Below are 20,335 nucleotides of genomic sequence, written 5' to 3'. Positions count from 1 at the left end.
TCGATCTGCTGTCACGGCGTCCACAACCTTGGCACGCGTTGTGTCAGGCCCTTGTCCAGCTCGAGGATCTCGTCCACGAGGTCCTTCAACCGTTGAAGGTAGGCTTCGAGACCGGACGGGGAGATATACACGTTGTCCGTCAGCAGGCGGTCCGTCCACAGAGTCACCCGGTCGAGGCGCCCGGCAGGCGTCTCCACACCCAGATCCGACTCGGCTTTCCCGGGCTTCCTGACCCCGACCTTCTCCGCCCACTTGGTCTCCTGCCGGTGGACCGCCGTGTAGACGCTCGGCGTATGGGCCTTGAGCAGCTTCTGAACGTCCGGGTCGTCCACACCCCTGGCCGGATCCCCGTTGACGGGAGCGACGAGGTCCGCGGCCTGCTGGACCCGCTTCGCCACGCCGACCGAACGGTTCAGCGTCATGTTTCCCCGGGACAGGATCTCGTCCAGCCGCCTCCGTGCCTCCGCTTCCGTGGTGGCCTGGTTGGCCCAGCGGGTCTCGGCCGGGCCCATCATCCGCATGATGGGGTCGCGCTGGCTCTCGACCAGGGTGCGCAGATAGGAGAGCCCGATGACCGCTTCCAGGGGCGCTTTCCGCCCTGACGCGGCCTGCGTGTGACCCGACTGGAGCTCTTCGAGAGCGGCGAGGAATTCGAGGGGATCCGCGAGCTCCTGCGCCCGGCGACGCTCGTCCTGGTACCGGCCCCGGCCCGAGCCCAGTACCAGTCGGCCGCCGGGATCGTGGCGGTATCCCTTGTTCCACCGTGTGACCACACCGGTGTCGCCGTGCTTGAGGTCGACCGCACCGCCCTTGACCTTGCGGGCGCTCGCGAGTGCGCTGTCGACGGCGAGTGTCTGGGAGGTGAGCGATGCGGCCGGGTCCACCCGGAAGGTGCTGACCGAGGCGCTGGGGGACCCGCCGACCGGCGGTGGCTGGGTCGGCTGCACGGCAAGCTGCTTGGAAGCTGCCAGGGCGTGTTGGTGGAGCTCCTGCTGAAGCCGCAGCTTCAGCTCCAAGGCGGCTTTTTCGCTTGCCTCCTTCTCGGGGTTCAGCCGTGCCATGACGACTGCCGCTGACTCCCCGCCGGCCACGTCCAGCGACGTCAGCCGGTACCAGCGGCGCAGCCCGGACAGGAGTACGCGGAGCACTCCCGCACGGATTCCCTTGCCGAGCAGTCGCCCGATCTTGGGTCGGATGCGGGCCACGATCAGGTCCAGGCGCTGCTGCTTCGCCTCGGGCGAGTTCTCGTGGGCGCGGCGTTGGGCGCGTTGCTGTTGGCGCTTCTGGTGCCAGGTGCGGAGGCGGTCGCGTTGCTTGCGGTAGGCGTCGCGGATCCTGTGGGCGCCGTTGGTGAGGGCGCGGCCCAGCTTGCTGTTGAGGACCTTGCGGCCGAGGGTGCGGGCGGCCGTCCGTACCCGGTTGAGGGCGGCCTTGACGGTCTGGCGGGAGGAGTTGAGGGCGCGGCCGACGGGGGAGGTGGGGCGGCGCGGGGTGGTGGGCTTGGGGCGGGTGGCGGTCGGGCGGTGCTGGGCGGGGCGCTCCGCGTGCTGCACGGTGTGCCGGGCGGGGCCGGTGCGGGCAGGGCGGGCGGGACGGCCGGGGCCGGGTCGGCGCCGCAGGGACTGGGTGGCCCGGCGCAGGCTCGCGCGGGCCTTGTTGACGGCCCGGCCCGCCGCCTTGCGGGCACCGCGACCCGCCCTGGCCAGGCCCTTGAGGATCCGCTGGGCGATCCCCTTGAGCTTGGTGCCGACCGCCTTGCCGGCTCCCTTGAGCTTGCTGAGCAGGAAGTTGGAGATGAAGTCGAGCAGCGCGACCACGCCCGCCGCGACGGCGTCGGCGAAGAGGCAGGCGGCCGATCCGGATTTGACGGCCTTGAGGAAGGCGACGAACTTCCCGATCGCCGCGATGATCTTGCTGATGGTGTTCCAGGCCGCCATCAGCCCCTGGATGATCGTCATGATCGCACCGGCCGCCGGCACGATCATCGAGACCAGCTTCTCGACGACGATCGACACGATCATCCCGGGCAGCGCCGCGACGATCGCCTGCCAGGCCATCCGGCCGATCTGGGCCATCGAGATGCAGCCCTTGACCAGGACGTTGACGATCGTGGACGTCAGCCCGACGACCGACTCGACCTTCTCGTTGAACCAGGTCCGCACCGCGCTCTTGATCGCGCCCCACAGGTAGTGCTGGATGCCGTCGACCGCGGCGGTGCCGAGCTTCTTCAGCCAGCCGCCCGGGTCGGGGGCGATGTCGCCGATCAGGGCCGCGAACTCGCCGAAGACGGCGATCGCCTTCTGGACGAAGTCGATCGCGTCCATGACGGCCTTGCGGACCGCCTCGATGGCGGCCTTGAGTCCTGCCTCCAGCGCGTCCAGCAGTGCGTTCAGCCCGGCGGCGAGCGCGTCGAGGAGCTTGTTGACGGCGTTCTTGAGCCGGTCCGCCCACTCGTTGACCTTGGCGATGGCCTTGTCGCGCCACTCCTCGATCTTCTTGCGGAACTTGTCCCGCAGTTCGGGGAAGGCCGCCAGCAGGACGTCGCAGATCTTGATGAGCGCGTCCGCGAGCTTGTCGATCAGCTCGACGGCGAACTTCCGCGCCTGGTCGATCGCCCAGTTCGCGAACTTCCGGAAGCCGTCGATGATGTCGTTGATCAGGCCGCGGAAGAAGTCGAAGACCTTGGTGACGGCCTCGACCAGTGCGTCGAAGGCCGCCTTGACCTTGGACTTGACCCAGCCCCACCAGCCTTCGGACTCCTCCTTCTTGCGGTCCTTCTCCTTCTGGGCCTTCTCCTCGGCCTCCTTCCGCTTGTCCTGGATCTTCTGGTTGTCCTGCTGCTGACGGTCCTGGACGTCCTTGTCGGCCCCGGCGCGCTTCTTGTCGATCTGGCCGGTCTTGTCGGTGTGTTCGGCACCGGCGTCCTGGTCGGCGGTGGTGATCTTCCCGTCCTGCTCGGTGCGCCACTGCTCGCGTTCGGCCTTGACCTTCTCGGCGGCGTCGCCCCGTTCCCCGGCCTGGGCCTGGGCGTTGTCGGCGACCGCCTGGTCGACCTCGGCCTGGTTCTGCCGCCGGGCGTCGGCCTCGCCCTGCTTCTGCTTGGCCTGTTCGGAGCCCAGTCGGCCCTGGCCCTCGCCGACCGCGGCCTGGATCTGCGGGCCGCGTTCCTGCTGGGTGACGATGCCGATGCCCGGCTTGGTGTCGACGGCGCCGCCTGCCCTGGCACCCCCGCGCTTGCCGCCGCCGGGGACGGAGGCGGTGAGGGTCTCCTTCGGGACGTCCGGGTAGATCCGGTCCTCGCCCATCGGCTTGGCGGTGTCCTCCCGGCCGACGCCGAGGATCCTGCCGGAACTCTCCTTGAGCTTGGCCGCCTGCCGGTCGGTGCGTGCCGGGTCGCTCTCCCCGGTCAGTTCGACCTTGGGGGCGGCGCCGACGGTGGTGTTCAGGGCCGGGTCGGTCGAGGGGACGCCGTCGACGGCGACCTGGGCCTGCTGCACCTCCTGCGCCGAGACCTGGTTGCCCGCGTCGTCGGCGACATTGGGCGGGGCGACCCGGTCGCCGGGGTTCCGGCCCTCGACCTTCTTCTGGTCGGCCGTCTGCTGTCCGCCGTCCGCGCCCTCCGGGCCGACCCGCTCCAGCCGCTCCGTCACGGCTTCGGCGGGCGGCGCGGCCTCGGGTGCGCCGGACTGGGTCTGCGGCGCCCCGGACGGGCGCTGGGTGGCCGGCGGGGCGGCCTGCAGCCGGGCGTGCTGCTCGCCGACCGTACGGTCCACCGAGCCGTCCACGCCGTCCAGGGTGGTGGCCAGCTGATCGGGCGGCAGGCTCGCGGCGGTGGCCAGCGCGCTCTGCGGGTCCTGGCCGGAGACGTCGGGCGCGGCCGGCTTCTGCTGCTCCTGCCCGCCCCCGGCGGCGGCCCCGCCTCCGCCCCCGGCCGCACAGCCGCCGCCGGCGCCGCCGGTGCCGTCCTGCTCCGCCTCGGTGGTGGGCTGCTGGGGGCCCGCGCAGGAGCCGCCGCCCGCCTCCAGCGAGGCGTCGGGGGCGGCCTGGGCGGTGAGTCCGCCGGGCGCGTCGGCCTGCTCGGCGGCCGGGCCGGGGGCGGCGTCCAGGGCGGCGTCGGGGGTGGCACCGGGCGCTGCCCCAGGAGCGCTGTCGAGGACGGCGCCGTCCCCGCCGACCGGCCCGCTGCCGCCGACCGGTCCCGGCGTCGCGGGGGCGGTACGGTCCGGGCCGCTCGGCTCGGGCGAGGCGGCCGCTTCGGGGGCCGCCTCGGGTGCGGGTTCGGCCTCGCGTGCCGCCTCGGCGGGGGCTTCGGGCTGCGGCGCCTCCGGCTGCGTGGGCTCGGCAGCGGCCGGCGCCGGGGCCGCGGCCGGGTTCGCGGTGGGTTCGGGGCCGATCTCCTGCTCGACCGGCTGCTCCGGCTGGAGGTCGCGGGCGCTCCGGTCCTCGGCCTCGCTGGCGGGGGTCGGCTCGGGGGCGGGCTGCGGTGCCGCCCCGGGCTGCGTCTGCTCGGGCGGAGCCGGGGCCGCCTCCGCGTCGTCCTCCGGCCGGCTGTCCCGCTCGGCCTGCACCTGCTCGGCCTTGGTCGCGGGCGGCTCGGGGAACGCGGGCGCCTCGGCCTGGGCGGGGGGCGTGCCGTCCGCCGACAGGGTGAGCTGATCGGCTGTAGGGACGGCCGACACGTCGAGGTCGGCGGAGGGCAGGAAGTCCCCGGGCTTGAGCTCGGGCCCGGGGACGGCCGACGACTGCCGGTCCTCGCTCGCGGCGGGCGCGTCGTGGACCTCGGATTCGGCGCCGGGCTCCATGCCCAACGGCCGTTCCTCGTCCGGGGCTTCGCCCTGCCGGTGGTCGCCCTCCAGCAGCCCGTGCCGGGCCAGCGGGCTGTCCTCGGCCCGCGCGATCGCGTCCAGGCGCTCGGGCTTGACCGGCGCGGTCTGCGGCAGAAGCCCGGCGGCGGGCTCCTGCGGCTTCGTACCGGCCGAGGGCCGGGTGCCGACGCCCTGCTGCTCGGTCTCGGGTGAGCCGGGTACGGAGGCGGCGGCCGGCTGGGCGGCGCCCTCCTCGGCCGGTACGGGCGCCTGTTCCGGGCCTGCCGCGGGTGCCTCCTCGACGGCCGACGGCTGTGCCTCCGTGGGGAGTTGGGCCTGAGCGGCCTCCGGCTGTGCGGCCGGTGGGCTCTGCGCGGCCTCGCCTTCCGCGGGTGGCGCCTGCTGCCCGTCCTGCTGCTCCGGGCGTTCCTCGTCGCCGTCCTTCTCGTCCCTGCCCTCCTTGCCGCCGTGGCCCTTGCGGTGCTTCCGGTGCTTGCTGCGAGCCTTCGGGTCGTCCGACTGCCGTTCCTCGTCGTCGAGTTGTTGCTTCCGGTCCCGTTCCTCGCGGTCCTCCTGGTCGGTCCGGTCGCGGTCGTCGGTGGTCCGGTCGGCGGCATCGGTCACCGGCTCGGGGGTCTGGGCGGCGTCCACGTCGGCCGGGCGGTGCTCGGCGGCCTCGACCAGTTCCAGCACCCGGGTGTAGTCGGAGGAGGGCAGCAGGACCGCCAGCCGGTCCAGGACGGAGGACTGCAACTCAGGTGCGAATCTGGCGAGTTGGAGGCGGACCCGGCCGGAGGAGTCGGTCGGGTCGCCGCGCAGCGAGCGCAGGATGCCGGACGCCAGCCGGTCGACCAGGGTGGCCGGGTCGAGCCGTTCGGTGCGGAAGCGGTCGGCGTCGACGGTCGCGTAGCGGAGCCAGCCCGGTGTGGCGCTGGGCGTCGCCGTCGTCGGCCGGTCCCCGCTCGCGCCCTGCTCCGCCTCGCGTTCGACGGCGTCCTGCGGCAGGCTCACCGCGCCCAGGTCGCGGCCGGCCCGCAGTGCGCCGAGCGGGTTCGGGGCCTGGACGGTGTGCAGCAGCTCGTGGGTGAGCAGCCGGCGGCCGTCCTCGGCGGCCGGCCGGTACTTGCCCTCGCCGAAGAAGAGGTCCGGGCCGACGGCGACGGCGTCCGCGCCGATCAGCTCGGTCAGCGCGGCGGAGTCCCGGTCGGTGTGCACCCGGACCCGGCTGAGGTCGTGCCCGAGCCGCGCCTCCAACTCCCGGCGCACGCCCGGGTCGAGCGGTTGGCCGGCGCCGGAGACGATCTCCTTCGGCTCGGGGGTGCGGGCCTTCGGTGCCCGGGTCTTGCGCCGGGCCTGGCCGCCCTGCTTGGCGTCCTGCGCGGAGTCCCGTGCGGGGGCCTTGAGTTGGGTCACGTCCGCCCCCGCTCCACGTGCCGCCCGGTACCCGGGAGCTGACCAGAACCCGACAACCCGGCGTGTACGGCGCGGGCGAGCGCCTCGCCGAGCCGCTGCGGTGAGGCGCCCGCCGGCAGCGGTGGCAGCCCGGAGAGCAGGTCCAGCGCGTGGTCGCCGCCCGCCGCGAGCGGTACGCCGCGCGTCTCGACCAGGCGGGCCAGCTCGCCGCGGAACGCCGTCGTCAGCCGCTCGTGGTCGATCCGCTCGAAGCCGTCGAGGACCAGCTCGCCGATCTCGACCTCGATCCGCCCGGCACCCGGGTGTTCGGGGGTGCCCGGCCCGCCTCCGTCCCGCGCGTTCACACCCATCCGCCGACCTCCGAGGGTGACAGCGAGCGCTCCAGCTTCAGGTACTCGGTGCGCGCGGCGGCCAGCATGTGCCGCATCTGCACCGGGCAGCCCTCGTCGGCGGCCAGGAAGGCCGCGGACAGCGCGATGTTGCGGATCGAGCCGCCGGCCACGGTCAGTTGGGCGAGCCGCTCGGGGTCGAGGCCCTCGCTGGGGGTCCGCGGGGGGATGACCCGCCGCCAGATCTCGGCGCGTTCCGGCACCCCGGGGAACGGGAAGTCGACCACGAACCTGATCCGCCGCATGAACGCCGGGTCCAGCGCCTTCTTCATGTTGGTGGTGAGCACGGCCAGGCCCCGGTAGGCCTCCATGCGCATCAGCAGGTAGCTGACCTCCAGGTTGGCGTAGCGGTCGTGGCTGTCCTTGATCTCGCTGCGCTTGCCGAACAGCGCGTCGGCCTCGTCGAACAGCAGCAGCGCGCCGCCGCGTTCGGCGGCGTCGAAGACCCGCCGGAGGTTCTTCTCGGTCTCGCCGATGTACTTGCTGACGACCTGGGAGAGGTCGATGACGAACAGGTCCACCCCGAGCCGCCCGGCGACGACCTCGGCCGCCAGCGTCTTTCCGGTGCCCGAGCCGCCGGCGAACAGCGCGGTCACCCCCAGGCCGCGCCGCAGCACCGACTCGAAGCCCCACTCCTGGTAGACCGTGCCGCGCCGGCGGACGTGGGCGACGATCTCGCGCAGCGTCGCGCGCTGGCGCTCCTCCAGGACCAGGTCCTCCCAGTCGGCGCGTGGCTCGACCCGCCGGCCCAGCTCGTCCAGGGACATCCGGGCCTCCACCAGCCCGGCGTGCCAGGCCAGTTCGCCGACGTCCTGGTCCTTCTCGGCCGCCCGCCGGGCCGTTGCGGCGGCCGAGCGGATCACATGGCCGGGCAGGGAGAACTGCGCGGCCAGTGCCCGGAGTTCGTCCTCGGCGATGCCCGGCGCGCCGTCCAGCGCCTCGGTCCAGATCCCCAGCTGCTCCTCGGGGCCGAGCGTGGGCACCGTCAGCCGGGCGCGGTCGGAGGCCCCGGCCGGCCGCGGCTCGTCGCCGGACACCACCAGCGGCACCGCCAGGCTGGCGAGGAAGGCCTCCGCGCCGTTCGGGGACCGCGGCTGCTCCCGGGCCGGCTCCCCGTCCTCGACCAGCAGCGCGGCCGGGATCAGGATCGCCTCCCGCTGCCACAGCCGGGCGAGCTGCTCGCGCTCGGCGGGCTCGGTGGGCAGGTCCTCGCGGTGCGCGACGTAGAGGCCGAGCCCGGAGCGGTGGGCGGCCGCCGAGGCGATCTCCCAGCGGGTGCGGCGGTCGGCGCCGCTCAGCTCGGCGTGCGGCGGGCCGGTCAGCCCGGCCGCGGACCACCCCTGGGCCAGCTCGGCCGCGCACCGCTCGTGGGGTTCGGGCAGTTCGCCGGGCGGCCCGACCCGGGTGAGCAGGCCGTGCAGCCGTACGTCCAGGTAGGGCACGCCGACCAGGAAGTGCAGCACCCGCTCGTCGATCCGCAGCCGGGAGGCGGTGAGCGCCGTCTCGTCGTCCAGCTCGACCAGCCGGAAGCGGCGCAGCGGGCCCACCGGGGTGAGCGCGCTCCAGTGCGGCCGGTCCAGGGCGGCGAGGGCGAGCGAGAAGGTCGGGTACCCGCGCCCGGGGTCGCCGCCGGCCGCGGCGCACCGGGCGGCGGTGGTGGGGTCGATCTCGGGGGCGGCGGCCAGCACGAGGACGTCCCGCTCGAAGGGGGTGAGCCTGAAGGAGGCGGCGAGCGCGTCCAGGGCGGTGGCGGGCTGCCGACGCCCGGTGCGGCGGGTGCCGGGGGAGGACGGCTCGGCGGTACGGGTCGTCTCCGGGGTCGACGGCGGGGCCGGCTCGGCGGTACGGCCGGCCGCGTGCGCGTCGACCCGCGCGAGCACGGCGGCGACCGCGGCCGACAGCGACTGCCGGTGCGACTCGTCCGCCAGGCCGTCGCGGTCCTGCCTGCGGCGCGTTGCCATCTCTCCCCCCGTCTCGTCCGTTGTGTCGGTGCGTCCTGTGGTCAGTGCGTCAGGTCCACCACGGGGCCGGTGAAGGCCCCGTCGCCGGACACCGTCAACTCGCTCGGCACGCCGTCCACTTGGACCCGGGCCAGGTACACCGTCGGTCGGACGCCGGTGACCGGCACCCGGACCGCGTACGGGTCGCTGCGCGGCTGCGACGGCACGGGCGCGCGGAACTGGTAGCTCGCCCCGGCGCGCCCGGTCGGCGGGCTCACCTCGTCCAGCAGCAGCAGGACCTGCTGGTCGTCCCGGAGCGGGAGGTCCAGCCGGACGTCCACCTGGGCCGAGACCCCGGCCGGTCCGTCGGTACGGTCCGCCGTACCGATCGGCGCGGCGATCCGCGGCTGCCGGGCGAAGGTCTGCGCGTTGGACTCCACGGCGAGGTGCTCCGCGGCGGGCCGGCCGTCCAGCGCCAGGCCGTGCAGCACCTGCAGCTGGTACACGCCGGGCGGCAGGTCCGCCGGGACGGCGACCACCAGCCGGTCGTCCCGCACACCGCCCGGGGCGACCGGCACCCGGCGCCCGCCCAGCCGGGCCACGACCAGCTCCGCGCGCAGACCGGAGCCGACCACCACCAGCTCCCGGTCCCTGGTCACCGGCCCCTCCTCGGGCGCGCCGGTGGACCCGGCCGGGCGGGACAGCACCCGCTCGACGACCGGCCCGCGGGACGGCACGGCCCGTACGGTGCGGCGCAGCACCGGCTTGCCCGCCACCGGATCGACCTTGCCCTCCACGAACACGGCGGTGGCCTGATAGGTCACCGACAGCGCGTAGGGGGTCTGGAGCAGCGTGCTCCACAGCTTGGACATCTCGTCGACGTCCATCGTGGTGGGGGTGAAGCGCACCCGCTGCGGCGAGGCGGCCAGGTCCGTCCCCACGAGGTACGGCTGGGCGGCCGCCTCCTCGATCAACTGCCGCGACAGCGCGGGCTGTTCGGTCAGCGTCCGGACGACGCAGCCGAGCAGCCGCTGGCCCACCAGCTGGGACTCCTCGCCGTAGCAGCTGATCAGGTAGTGCAGGTCGAGGGCGGCGGCCGGCCGGGTCAGCACGGTGCCGTCGGTCGCGCGGGTGGGCGCGTCGTGGTTGCGCAGCGAGGCGTTGGGCGTGACCTGGTAGAGGAACACGGTGATGGTCGGGTCGGCCGGCGGCTCGGTCGGCGGCTTGCGGGTGCCGACCTCGACCGCGAACGGGATGTCGGGCGAGAGCGCGCGGGAGACGAGCAGCCGCAGTGCCTCGGTCACGGTGGCGATCGCGAGGTGGTTGCTCATGCGCCCTCCCCGTTTCGCTCGGCGGCATCTGCCCGTGCGCGACGTGTGACGGCCCGCAGGCCCACTCGCCTGGTCATGGCCGCTCCCGGTCGAGGTACGCGCCCAGGTCGAGCGCGGGGGAGGGGCGGGCGGCCGCCGCCCGGCGCGGGCCGGCCGGGGCGCGCTCCGCGGCCCTGACCTCCACCCGCCCGATCTGGACCCGGACCACCCGCTCGGCCGGCCGCTGCCGGCCACGCGCCGCCTGAGCGGCGGCCCGAGCGCCCGCGGCGGCCGGGCGCCGGGCGGCCGGCGCGACGCCGAGCCGTCCCGTGGCCGGTGGCGGGGTCGCCGCCTGTTCCGGGCCCGGCGGCCGGACGGGTGCGGTGACCGTCGGTACGGCCGCCGGGCGGGCGGCCGCACCCTCCGCCCCGGGCCCGGCGGCTGCGGCCGGCGCGACGCGAGCGGGCGCGAGCGGGGGCGTGACCAGCAGCGGCGTGCGCGGCAGCGGGAGCGCGGCCGGAGGAGTCGGCGTCGCCTCGCGGAGCGCCGGCCGGAGCGGCCCCTCCGACGGCAGCGGACGCGGTGCCGCCGACGGCCGGGGGAGTGGCGCGGGCCCGGGCTGTCCGACCTCCCGGCCCGACGCGACCGCCTCCTTGACGGGCGGCGCCGCCCCGAGCGTCTCGATCCGTTCGAACGGCCCCGGCAGGCGCGGCCGGACGCGGACGGTGTCCCCGCCGGGGCCGCCCTTCGCGACCAGGCGGTCGAAGTAGTCAGGCATCTGCGCACAGCTCCAGGTAGTAGCGGCGCCGCAGCGGACTGAGCGCCAGGACCTCCGGCTCGCTCCAGCCGTAGGCGGTGGCCAGCAGGTGGACGTCGAGCAGGGTCGCGCGGGCCCAGGCGTCCAGCTCCTCCCAGAGGTAGGAGGCGATGTCCAGTTCGGCGATGGCCTGCCGGCCGCAGTCGGGGCAGCCGAGGTTCAGCCGGACGTCCGCGCAGGGGTCGGCCGCGGCGGCGGCCTCGGCCACCTGCCGCTGGACCGGCTCGGGGAGCCGCCGGGCGGGCACCGGCTCCCCGTCGTGCTCGGCGCTCAGGACGCACCGCTCCAGCAGGACGGTCCTGGCCTCGCCCGCGGGGGCCCGTTCGGCGGCGGCCAGGTCGCCGGTGGTGGGCAGCCGGAAGCCGACCCGCCAGCCGTCCGACTCCACCCGCAGCGGCCCGGCGGCCGGTCGACCGGCACCGACCACCTGTCCGGCGTCGAAGTCGAACTCCATCTCCTCGGCGCAGTCCGGGCAGCCCACCCGCACGGTGAGCTGTTCACCGAACAACTCGCCGCGCAGGCCGAACAGTTCGGCGTCCCGCTCGCCGACCGGTACGGCCAGCAGCTCCTCCGGCCCGGCGGCGGGCCGGGCGACGGCGTGCAGCAGCAGGGCCCGCCCGCTGCGGCCGGCCGCCACCCCGGCCTCCCAGGTGGCCAACAGGGCCGCCTCCCCCGCGAGTTCCATCGCGCTCAGGCCCCTCAGGCCGGCTGCTGGAACGATGGCTCTTCCGGCTCGGGCGTCTCCTCGTCCCGTTCCCAGCCCTCGACCTCCAGCTTGAGGCTCTGGATCGCCACCGCGTTGGCGTTGGCGTCCAGTTCGCCCAGCACCTGGTACTCGCTCGGCCAGGCCCGGTACAGCTTGTGGGCGACCGCCACCTGGCCGGCCTCGTTGAGCACCTGGATCACCAGGTCCTTGCGGAAGTCCCGGAGCGAGACCTCCGCCCCGCGGCCCGCGCCGACCATCCAGACCTTGTTGGCCCAGCGGTCGAACTCCGGGTCGTGGGTGACCCCGCGCTCCAGGGTGACCGCCTCGAAGTCGGTGCGGCCCGGTGACTTGCGCGGCGCGCTCGGATCGCCCCCGCTGCGGTGCTTCACCACCTCGGTGGTGCGCTTGAGCGGGCTGATCTTGCTGATTCCGGCGACGACCCGTCCGTCCCAGACGACCAGGAACTTGAAGTTCTTGTACGGATCGAACCGGTGCGGATTGACGGTGAACTCGACCATGGAGATCCTAAACCTCGAACTGTCCGGCGAGTTGCTCGATTTTGACGATCACGAATTCCGCGGGCTTGAGCGGCGCGAACCCGACCACGACGTTCACCACGCCGCGGTTGACGTCGTCCTGGGTGGTGGTGTCCCGGTCGCACTTGACGAAGTAGGCCGAGCGCGCGGACGTGCCCTGGAACGCGCCCTGCTGGAACAGCGAGTGCAGGAACGTGCCCACGTTCAGCCGGATCTGCGCCCACAGCCGCTCGTCGTTGGGCTCGAACACGACCCACTTCGTGCCGCGGTAGAGGCTCTCCTCCAGCATCAGCGCGAGGCGCCGCACCGGCACGTACTTCCACTGCGAGCCGAGCACGTCGGCGCCGGCCAGGGTCCTGGCCCCCCACACCACGGGGCCCACCACGGGGAACGTCCGCAGGCAGTTCACCGCGAGCGGGTTCAGCAGGCCGTTCTCCCGGTCCGTCATCGGGACGGTCAGGGCGCGCACCCCGGGCAGGCCGGCCTCGGTGCCCGCCGGGGCCTTCCACACGCCCCGCTGGCCGTCGGTGCGCGCGATCACCCCGGCGACGGTGCCGGACGGTGGGAAGGCGCGCAGCCGTCCGGTGAGCGGGTCGACCAGCTCCAGGTGCGGGAAGTACAGCGCCGCGTGGTCGCCGCGCACCGAGTCGAAGGCGGACAGGCCGGCCCGGGCGGCGTCCAGCGTCGTCCACGCCTGTGGCGAGTCGACGATCAGGAACATCCGCTTCTCCACGCAGAGCGCCTGGGCGGCCGAGACCACCGTGACGGCGTCGTCCACGTCGGCGTAGCCGGCCAGTTCGGGCAGCACCAGCAGGTTGACGTCCTGCACGTCGCGCAGTGCCTGGATGCCGGTCTTGCCCGCCTCGCTGCCGATCAGGTCGGTCAGCCCGGGGGCCCCGCCGTCCTGGCCGCCGGCGAGGGCGAAGACCGGCGGGCTGACCGAGCCCTCCAGGCCGAGGTTGTTGGCCGCCTCGCCGAGGAAGCGGACCACGTCGGCCGGGTCGGTGGAGCCGGCGACGGCCTGGAGCTGCCGGCCGAACGCCGTCACCCGGGTGCCCGCGAAGACCCGCCTGCCCGGGGCGTCGGGCAGCGCGCGGAGCTTGCGTTCGAGCAGCAGGGCGAGCTCGGTGACGGTGGTCGGCGCGGCGCCGTCCACGGCCGGGTCGTAGATTCTGACCGTCCGCGTCACGTCGCCGATCTTGACCTGCACCTCGTGGGTGAGGTCGGGCAGGGCGGCCGCGAACGGCTTGGACACGGTGCCCACCGGGTCCGGCCGGCTCGCCGCCCGGACCTTCACCCGGACCACCGCCGAGCCGCTGTTCACCACCGTCTCGGCGAACCGGGGGCTGCCGTCCTGGACCGACAGGTCCGCGAAGGACTCCCGGACCGCGCCCGAGGTGTCGAACACCTGGAGGTTGAACGTGTCGCCGGGCGTGGGCGTCCGGTAGTCCACGGCGACCCGCAGCGTCCCGCCCCAGAGCCCCGGCTCGACGGCCGTGACGTCCAGGACCGGGGTCGCGGTGGAGGTCTGCGTCGAGGTGAGCGTGGCACCCGCGGCGGCGCCGGTGCCGGCCGCGGCGACCCGGACGACGACCGCGACCGAGCCCCCGTTCAGGAAGAACTGCTGGACGGCGTAGCTGACCGGGCTCTGCGCCGCGAGCCCGCCGAAACGGCGCTCGAAGTCCGCGAAGCTGGTGAGGGTGACCGGCTGGTCGAGCGGGCCGCGCCGGGTGGCCCCGACGAAGGCGGTCACCGAGGTGCTCACCGCGGTGATGGTACGGACGCTGCTGGGAAGTTCTTCGATGTAGACGCCGGGGTAGGTCGGTATCGTCGGCAAATTCCCCCTCCGTTCACTTCGTGCATCAAGGGACCGATGGTGCCCGATGCAGTGGTGGCAGGCTCAGTTTCATAATCGGGTGACAATTCGTCAAGACCTGAACTGAGAAACTTAATTGTATTACTGCGCCTATTTCGTGGGGTTGCGGAGCAGGGAATTCCGCAACCCCGGGTCGGTCTCCCGTCCGGCCGGTCAGCCGCCTTCGGGCAGGTTCCGGTAGTCGGGGCGGGTGGTCGTCGGCGGCGTGGGCGGCTCCGCCGCCGTCGGTGCGGCCGGTGTGGTGGCCGCCGTGGTCGGCGTGGCCGCTACCGGCTTGGCGGCCGCCGGCGGGGTGGCCGCCGGCGGCTGGTAGGACGGCGGCCTGGCGGCCCCCAGGAACCATCCCCAGGTCGCGCCGAACCGGTGCTCCAGGAAGCGGAACACCGCGTAGTAGGCCGTACCGAAGCCGGTGACCAGGGCGGAGGTGACGGAGGCGTTGTCCAGGTGGAGGCCGAGCCGCGCCGCCTGCACCGCCAGGAACGCCACGATGTAGGGCACACAGGTGCGCCACAGGGACAGGGCGATTTGGTACATCGATCCTCCTCGGACGACGTCGGCCGGTGACTGCGGAACAGCCGGCGACCGCGGATCGGCCGGTGGCCGTGGATCAGCCAGTGACTGTGAATCAGCCGGTGGCCGTCGATCAGCCGGTGACCGTGAAGCCGTGCGCCTGGCCGAGCCGCGTCAGCGAGTCGATGCCGGGGATGCCGTCCGCCTGCTGCCCGCTGTACCCGTACCGGCGCTGCAGGGCGGCGTAGGCGTCGATGGTGCTGGTGCCGAACGAGCCGTCGACCCACTGCCCGTCGAGCAGCCCCTCGGCGCGGAGCGCCTGCTCCACCGTGTACACGTCGTCCGGGTACGTGGTGGCGCCCTGGGCCGCGTCCGGGTCCTGGCGGGCGGCCGCGACCACCCGGGACTTCGACACCTCGGCCAGCGGGACCGCCCCGCCCAGCAGCCGGCGCAGCGAGGCCTCGCCGGGCACGCCGTCCGCGTCCCCGCCCGAGTACCCCAGACTGCGCTGGTAGTCGGCGTAGTTGAGGGTGTCCGCGTCGGTCCAGTCCGGGCCGGGGCCCTGGGTGTAGTGCGAGCCGAAGTTCGCCGCCACCAGCGCCTCGCCGACGATGGTGACCTGCGGACCGTGCGCGCCGTAGCCGTACGACAGGCCGCCGACGCTGCTCTGGTAGCGGGCCGGCGTCGGGTCGGGCTGCGGCGCGGGCTGGGACGGCGGGGTGACCACCGTCCCGGACGGGCGCGGCGCACCGGACCGCACCCAGGCGTACAGCGCCGGGCCGGGGCAGTCGGTCGAGTAGCCGTCCTGGTGCCCCTTGATCTCCGGGCCCGCCGGGCCCTGCTGCTCGCAGTACTCGATCGCGTCCCGCAGCCCGTTGAGCTGCTCCGGGGTCGGCTCCGTCGACCCGGAGGAGCCGACCAGCCCGCACACCGCGTAGTGGGCCTCGTTGAGCGGGACGTCGCCGTTGGCGCTGTTGCGCCGGTTCAGGCCGCGGCCCTCGTACACGAAGCCGTGCTCGCAGACCACGAAGCTGTAGCCGATGTCCGACCAGCCGTCGTCGTTCATGTGCGAGGCCTGGAGGCGCCGCACGTAGGCCGGGCAGGTGTCGTGGGTGTCGAAGGCGTACCGGGTGCCCAGGTAGTGCACCTTCACCCCCGCGCGCGCACCGGCGTACGGGATCGAACCGTTGGGCTCGCGCCATGCCCGCGCGCCCCACTGGTCCCGGCTCACCAGCTGCAGCCCCGGCCAGTCGGGCACCGAGGGCGTGGGATTCGGTGTCGGCGTCGGCGCGGGTGTGTCGGGGGCCGGGGCCTGGCCGCTGCAGGCCCACGCCCTCAACTCGTCCAGCGAGCCGTTGAAGACGTCCGCGTCGAGCGGGTCGTCGCTGTACTGGTGGAAGCGCCAGGACGCCTGGACGCGCGGCGAACCCGGGGACACGTAGTCCGCGATCCACAGGAAGTCGCCCGCGTTGTCGTCCGTCCGGAACCAGTAGTCCCGGTTGGTGTAGAGGCCGACCAGGTGGTCCGGGTAGCGCTGCTTGACCGCCGCCAGCCACTGGTTCTTCGCCGCGGTCGCGTCGCCGTCGGCGACGGACTGCCCGTACGGCTCGAAGTCCAGCACCAGCAGTTCGCCCGCGGGCACCTGCCCGACGACCCGGCAGAAGTGCTCGATCTCGCCGTCGACCGGGTTCTCCGCGTGCAGGAAGTGGTAGTGCCCGACCACCAGTCCCCGCCCCCGGGCGTCCGCCAGCTTGTCGGTGTACCCCGACTGACCGGTGCGGCCGCCCTCGGTGGCCTTGATGAAGACGAACTCCGCGTCCCCCGGAATGCCCGACTGGAAGTCGGAGACGTCATAACCCTTCGCGTATGCCATCAGGAAGCTCCCCCTTCGCGCCGATGGCAGCTACGGCCGACCCGCCCGGGCCCGAGCCCGGGACGCGACGCCGACCGGAGCGTCATGCCCACCTCACCGTACCCCCCGGTATGCGTCAACTCCCTTGAAATACAAGGGATCTACGCACTTTCGCCGCATCCGGGAGTGGGCCGTTCCGGGCAATATGCCACTGGCACTGGAGGGTCGTACGCCCTGTCCTGCCCCGGTGTGCAGCCGAGGCCGCCGGGACCGCCGGATCCGTCGGCCGGCTCCGATCGGGGTGCGCGGGGAGGGTGCGCGAGGAGTGCGCGCGCCCTCCTGAGGTCGTACAGGAATCAATGATTCCGGAAATGCTCGATCGCTCACCAAGCACCGGTCACCCCTTGTTGTGACCTTTACCACAGCTTGATGCGGCAGGGCGGATTCCCCTATCGGATTCCCGTGGCCGGATCGTTCCATGATGGCCTGATGTGACATGACCATTCGTCAAACATTGAAATCGAATGGCAATGTGGGCGCCGTCGTACCGACCCTTCTGCACCAGGTGTACTGATCGTGTACACGACGAAGAATGGCTGAACTGTGCGCATGACCCGTTCGGATCGCAACGACGCGACCACGCGGCCCCGCCTCGCCGGCGAAAAGCTCACTCTGGAGGAGTTCTCCGAGCTCGCCGGCCAGGTCGGGGGCTATCCCTATGTGAAAGTCGTACTCGACCGCGACGAGTCGGTGCTCCACTTCATCGACAGCGCCGACGGCACCCTCCACGTCCGCTACATCGCGTGCGAGATCCTCGGCATGTCGATCGACGAACTGGCGCGCGGACTCGATTCGTTCAATGACGACGTGTACCGGAATCCCGACCGTCGCTTCTATCTCGGCACCCTCGCCCGCCACACCCGCCGCGCCGCGGAAAACGGCCACGAGGCCGACACCTTCCTGTCCCTGGAAACCGTCGACGTCGACACCATGTCCCAGGACATGCTCCGGTTCTTCTACCACCGGGTGCGCGAGCACATCGACCCGTCGCTGCCGCTGGTCCTCAAGCCGGCCGGCCACGAGCAGGAGGGCTACCTCGCCCGCATACCGGAGACCGAGATACCGCGCGTCCTGTCCCACGAGCTCTACTCCGCGGCCTCCTACGTACCGCTGAACGCCGGGACCGCCCACGGACGGCTGCGCGTGTTCGGCTCGGAGGACGAGTACCGGGCCGACCCCGAGCCGCTGGAGTGGCACGACATCGTGGTGATGCCCCGGGTGCCCGAGGACATCCCCCGGGTCTCCGGAATCATCCACACCGAGCACACCACACCGCTCTCCCACATCAACGTGATGGCCGCCGGATGGCGCATCCCCAACGCCGTCGGCGTCGAAGCCGCCGAGCGCATCGACCGCGCCGGGCTGCGCGACCGATGTTGGGTGCACTACCGCGTCGAAGCCGACGGCGGAGAGCTCCTCCTCGAAGCCGCCCGGCCCGGCGACCGCGAGGAAGCCCCGCCGACCCCGCCGGCCGACCGCGTCGCCGTGGACCTGCCCGACCTCACGCCCACGCCGGTCACCCCGCTGTCCGCACTGCGCGAAGGGGACCACGTCCGGTTCGGCACCAAGGCCGCCAACCTCGGCGAACTCACCCACCTGCTCCAGCACGGCTCACCGCGCTGGCTCGGCTTCTACAGCGTGCCCCGGCCGCCCCGGGACAACCTGCTCCGCTACCTCGCCCGGCAGCTCGGCTTCCCGGAGGACGCGGACACGGCCGAACTGGACGCCGCCGCGCAGCTCCTGGTGAAGGAGTACGCCCACGTGCCGCGCGGCATCGTGCTGCCGTTCTCCCTCCAGCAGCGCTTCCTCGACTCCTCGGCGGAACTCCGCACCGCCGTCGACCGGCTGGACTCCGCCCTCCGGGACGGGACCTCACTCCACGAGGGGACGCGGGTCGAGGAGCGCATCGAGGCCCTCTGCCTCGACGCCCAGCGGCTGATCCGCGACACCCCGCTGCCCGACCCGATCCGCACCGAGATCGACCGGGCGATCGACCGGCACCTGTACGGCGCCCGCGTCCAGGTCGTCCGCAGCTCCTCCAACGCCGAGGACCTGGCCGGCTTCTCCGCCGCCGGACTCTACGAATCGGTGGCCGACGCCAGCGGCACGGACGCCGTCCTCGACGCGGTCCGCGAGGTCTGGGCCTCGCTGTTCTCACCCCGCGCGGTCCTGCTGCGCCGCCAGGCGGGCATCCCCCTGGACCACTGCCGGATGGCCGTGATCGTCCAGGAACAGGTCGGAGCCACCGTCGGCGGCGTCCTGGTCACCTGCAACCCGCTGAGCCCGCAGGACTTCCGCAACGTCTACCTCAACATCTCGCCGCGCTCCGTGACCGACGTGGTCTCCGGCCGGGGCGCCCCGCTCCAGTACCTGTGCAACACCATGGAAGGCGGCAGCCGCACCGTCTCGCTCGGCACCGCCGGCACCGACCTGGACGCCGGGACCAAGGAGCTCGTACGCCGACTGGCCCTGATCAGCAGGCTGTTGCAGTCGCACTTCTCGCCCGACGAGACGTACGCAACCCCGGTCGACATCGAGTGGGCGATCGAGGGCGACCAGATCAGCCTGCTGCAGCTGCGCCCCTTCCGCACCGCCGGCTGACACCGTCGGCTGATATCGCCGGAACACCGCACGGGCCCGCGCACGAGCGCGCCCGTGTGCCCCTCCGCGCCCTTTCCCGCGGCCGCCCACGAGTGAACTTCCCTCAGGAGCAAGTACGTTGAACCGGATTCTGTACGTCTACGTCAAGGGCGGCGCCCCGCTGGAGTACGCCTTCCCGCGCATCGCCGCCTGCGGGGAGCTGCACGTCCTCGCACTGGCGCCGCTGCCCGCGTCCGGGGAGGACGTGTGGCGGCCCAGCTGCACCAGCATCGAGCTGGTGCCCGAGGCGCCGCGCGGGGACGACCTGGTCGAGCTGATCGTCGAGTACGCGAAGGCCATCGGGGCCGACGCGGTGCTGACCCTCTCCGAGTTCGCGGTCCTCGCCGTCGCCCAGGCCGCGATCCGCCTCAACCTGGCCGGCCCCGGCGAGGGGATCGTCCGCGCCAGGGACAAGCGGCTGATGCGCGAGGCCTGGGCCGCCGCCGGGGTGCCGATACCCGCGTTCCGCCGGGTCGACAGCCTCGCCGACCTGGACACCGCGCTGGCCGAGTTCACGCCCCCGCTGCTGCTCAAGCCGGCCTGGGGCGCCGGCTCGGTCGCCCAGATCGTGCTGGACAAGCCCGAGGACGCCGCCCCGGCGTGGGCCGAGATCGAGCGCGGACTCCAGGCCGGCAGCCGGGTCGGCATGAACGAGCTCTACGCCGCCGACACCGACCACGACCGCCTCGTCGAGGAGATCGCCCAGGGCTCCACCGAAGGCTGGTACGAGGAGCCCGGCTACGGCGACTACGTCAGCGTGGAGGGGATCGTCGCGGACGGCGTCTACCGCCCCCTGGCCATCACCGCCAAGCTGCCGACCGTACCGTCCTTCGTCGAGGTCGCCAGCACCTCGCCCTCCGTCATGACGGTGCCGGTCCAGCGCCGGATCGAGGAGGTCTCCCGACAGGCCGTCGACGCGCTCGGGCTGGAGAACTGCGGCACCCACACCGAGCTGAAGCTGATGAAGGACGGCGAACTGGTCGTCATCGAGACCGCGGCCAGGTTCGGCGGCCTGCTCACCACCAGGCAGGTCCACGAGGTCTTCGGACTCGACCCGATCGGCATGCTGGTCCGCCAACTGCTCGGCGAGCGCGTCGACTACCCCGAGGCCATGCCCACCACCGGCACCCGGGCCGCCGCGTCACTGGCCGTCGTCCCGGCCGACGCCTCGGGCGTGCCCTGGCAGAGCACCCCGCTCTGGAACCCGCAGGCCGTCGACTGGCAGAGCCTGCTCTCCCCGGGCAGCACCATCGAAGCCGTCCCCGCCTTCGCGATGCCCGCCGGCCGGCCCGTCCCCGCCTTCGACCCGTCCGCCGGCTCGCGCAACTGGCTGGGGGTCTACCTGCTCAGCGCCGTCGACGCCGCCACCCTGCAGCGCGACTGCAACGCCGTGCTGAACGGCATGGAAGCCGCCCTGCACCGGGCCGCCTCCTGACCTCCCTTCCTCCTCCCATCCCTCTCCCTCCTTCTCCCCGAGGTTC

12 protein-coding genes are annotated in these 20,335 nt (G+C 73.4%); 2 read left to right on the top strand and 10 right to left on the bottom strand.

Annotated elements, in window-relative coordinates:
- Positions 1 to 11: 11 nt before the first annotated feature.
- From AMK13_RS37420 to AMK13_RS37375, 10 genes are all read right to left on the bottom strand, one after another.
- The gene (locus tag AMK13_RS37420) at positions 12 to 6,218 is read right to left on the bottom strand and encodes an eCIS core domain-containing protein (protein ID WP_074006025.1); all 6,207 of its coding nucleotides are present in this window, start codon (positions 6,216 to 6,218) and stop codon (positions 12 to 14) included.
- Entirely contained in the window at positions 6,215 to 6,568 is a 354-nt protein-coding gene (locus tag AMK13_RS37415) for a hypothetical protein (RefSeq protein WP_079272872.1), read from the bottom strand. Before AMK13_RS37415 ends, AMK13_RS37420 begins: the two co-directional genes overlap by 4 nt.
- Positions 6,559 to 8,568, bottom strand: a complete 2,010-nt coding sequence (locus tag AMK13_RS37410; RefSeq protein ID WP_074006023.1) for an ATP-binding protein — start codon at positions 8,566 to 8,568, stop codon at positions 6,559 to 6,561. Before AMK13_RS37410 ends, AMK13_RS37415 begins: the two co-directional genes overlap by 10 nt.
- A gap of 41 nt (positions 8,569 to 8,609) precedes the next feature.
- Entirely contained in the window at positions 8,610 to 9,878 is a 1,269-nt protein-coding gene (locus tag AMK13_RS37405) for a DUF4255 domain-containing protein (RefSeq protein ID WP_074006022.1), read from the bottom strand.
- A 73-nt stretch (positions 9,879 to 9,951) separates the two neighbouring features.
- Positions 9,952 to 10,635, bottom strand: coding sequence for a hypothetical protein (locus AMK13_RS43180; RefSeq protein WP_074006021.1), 684 nt, complete (start codon positions 10,633 to 10,635; stop codon positions 9,952 to 9,954).
- Positions 10,628 to 11,359, bottom strand: a complete 732-nt coding sequence (locus AMK13_RS37395) for a T4 family baseplate hub assembly chaperone (RefSeq protein WP_074006020.1) — start codon at positions 11,357 to 11,359, stop codon at positions 10,628 to 10,630. The genes AMK13_RS43180 and AMK13_RS37395 overlap by 8 nt, the downstream gene beginning before the upstream one ends.
- A gap of 14 nt (positions 11,360 to 11,373) precedes the next feature.
- On the bottom strand, positions 11,374 to 11,898 hold the full coding sequence (locus tag AMK13_RS37390; RefSeq protein WP_049649365.1) for a phage tail protein: 525 nt from the start codon (positions 11,896 to 11,898) through the stop codon (positions 11,374 to 11,376).
- 7 nt (positions 11,899 to 11,905) lie between these two features.
- A complete protein-coding gene (locus AMK13_RS37385) occupies positions 11,906 to 13,753 on the bottom strand; it encodes a phage tail sheath C-terminal domain-containing protein (RefSeq protein ID WP_074006019.1) in 1,848 nt (615 codons plus the stop codon).
- Between the two features lie 192 nt (positions 13,754 to 13,945).
- Positions 13,946 to 14,326: a hypothetical protein gene (locus AMK13_RS45560; protein ID WP_241853202.1), complete on the bottom strand. Its 381-nt coding sequence runs from the start codon at positions 14,324 to 14,326 to the stop codon at positions 13,946 to 13,948.
- Between the two features lie 109 nt (positions 14,327 to 14,435).
- On the bottom strand, positions 14,436 to 16,175 hold the full coding sequence (locus AMK13_RS37375; RefSeq protein WP_074006018.1) for a peptidoglycan-binding protein: 1,740 nt from the start codon (positions 16,173 to 16,175) through the stop codon (positions 14,436 to 14,438).
- A gap of 588 nt (positions 16,176 to 16,763) precedes the next feature.
- Here AMK13_RS37375 and AMK13_RS37370 point away from each other — a divergent pair.
- Positions 16,764 to 18,815 carry a PEP/pyruvate-binding domain-containing protein gene (locus AMK13_RS37370; protein WP_074006017.1) on the top strand — a complete coding sequence of 684 codons (2,052 nt, stop codon included), beginning with the start codon at positions 16,764 to 16,766 and terminating at the stop codon, positions 18,813 to 18,815.
- A gap of 118 nt (positions 18,816 to 18,933) precedes the next feature.
- Entirely contained in the window at positions 18,934 to 20,289 is a 1,356-nt protein-coding gene (locus AMK13_RS37365) for an ATP-grasp domain-containing protein (RefSeq protein WP_074006016.1), read from the top strand.
- Positions 20,290 to 20,335 lie beyond the last annotated feature (46 nt).

Origin of the sequence: Streptomyces sp. CB02056 (assembly GCF_001905545.1) — a bacterium.
Taxonomy (GTDB): Bacteria; Actinomycetota; Actinomycetes; order Streptomycetales; family Streptomycetaceae; genus Kitasatospora.
Note: the sequence above shows the minus strand (reverse complement) of the source record. Positions and strands in the feature narration are given on the sequence as shown.

What these genes read in the sequence shown, in the direction of transcription:
- AMK13_RS37415 (WP_079272872.1), bottom strand. Translation starts at nt 6,568, where the DNA reads ATGGGTGTGAACGCGCGGGACGGAGGCGGGCCGGGCACCCCCGAACAC.
- AMK13_RS37410 (WP_074006023.1), bottom strand. Translation starts at nt 8,568, where the DNA reads ATGGCAACGCGCCGCAGGCAGGACCGCGACGGCCTGGCGGACGAGTCG.
- AMK13_RS37405 (WP_074006022.1), bottom strand. Translation starts at nt 9,878, where the DNA reads ATGAGCAACCACCTCGCGATCGCCACCGTGACCGAGGCACTGCGGCTG.
- AMK13_RS43180 (WP_074006021.1), bottom strand. Translation starts at nt 10,635, where the DNA reads ATGCCTGACTACTTCGACCGCCTGGTCGCGAAGGGCGGCCCCGGCGGG.
- AMK13_RS37395 (WP_074006020.1), bottom strand. Translation starts at nt 11,359, where the DNA reads ATGGAACTCGCGGGGGAGGCGGCCCTGTTGGCCACCTGGGAGGCCGGG.
- AMK13_RS37390 (WP_049649365.1), bottom strand. Translation starts at nt 11,898, where the DNA reads ATGGTCGAGTTCACCGTCAATCCGCACCGGTTCGATCCGTACAAGAAC.
- AMK13_RS45560 (WP_241853202.1), bottom strand. Translation starts at nt 14,326, where the DNA reads ATGTACCAAATCGCCCTGTCCCTGTGGCGCACCTGTGTGCCCTACATC.
- AMK13_RS37375 (WP_074006018.1), bottom strand. Translation starts at nt 16,175, where the DNA reads ATGGCATACGCGAAGGGTTATGACGTCTCCGACTTCCAGTCGGGCATT.
- AMK13_RS37370 (WP_074006017.1), top strand. Translation starts at nt 16,764, where the DNA reads ATGACCCGTTCGGATCGCAACGACGCGACCACGCGGCCCCGCCTCGCC.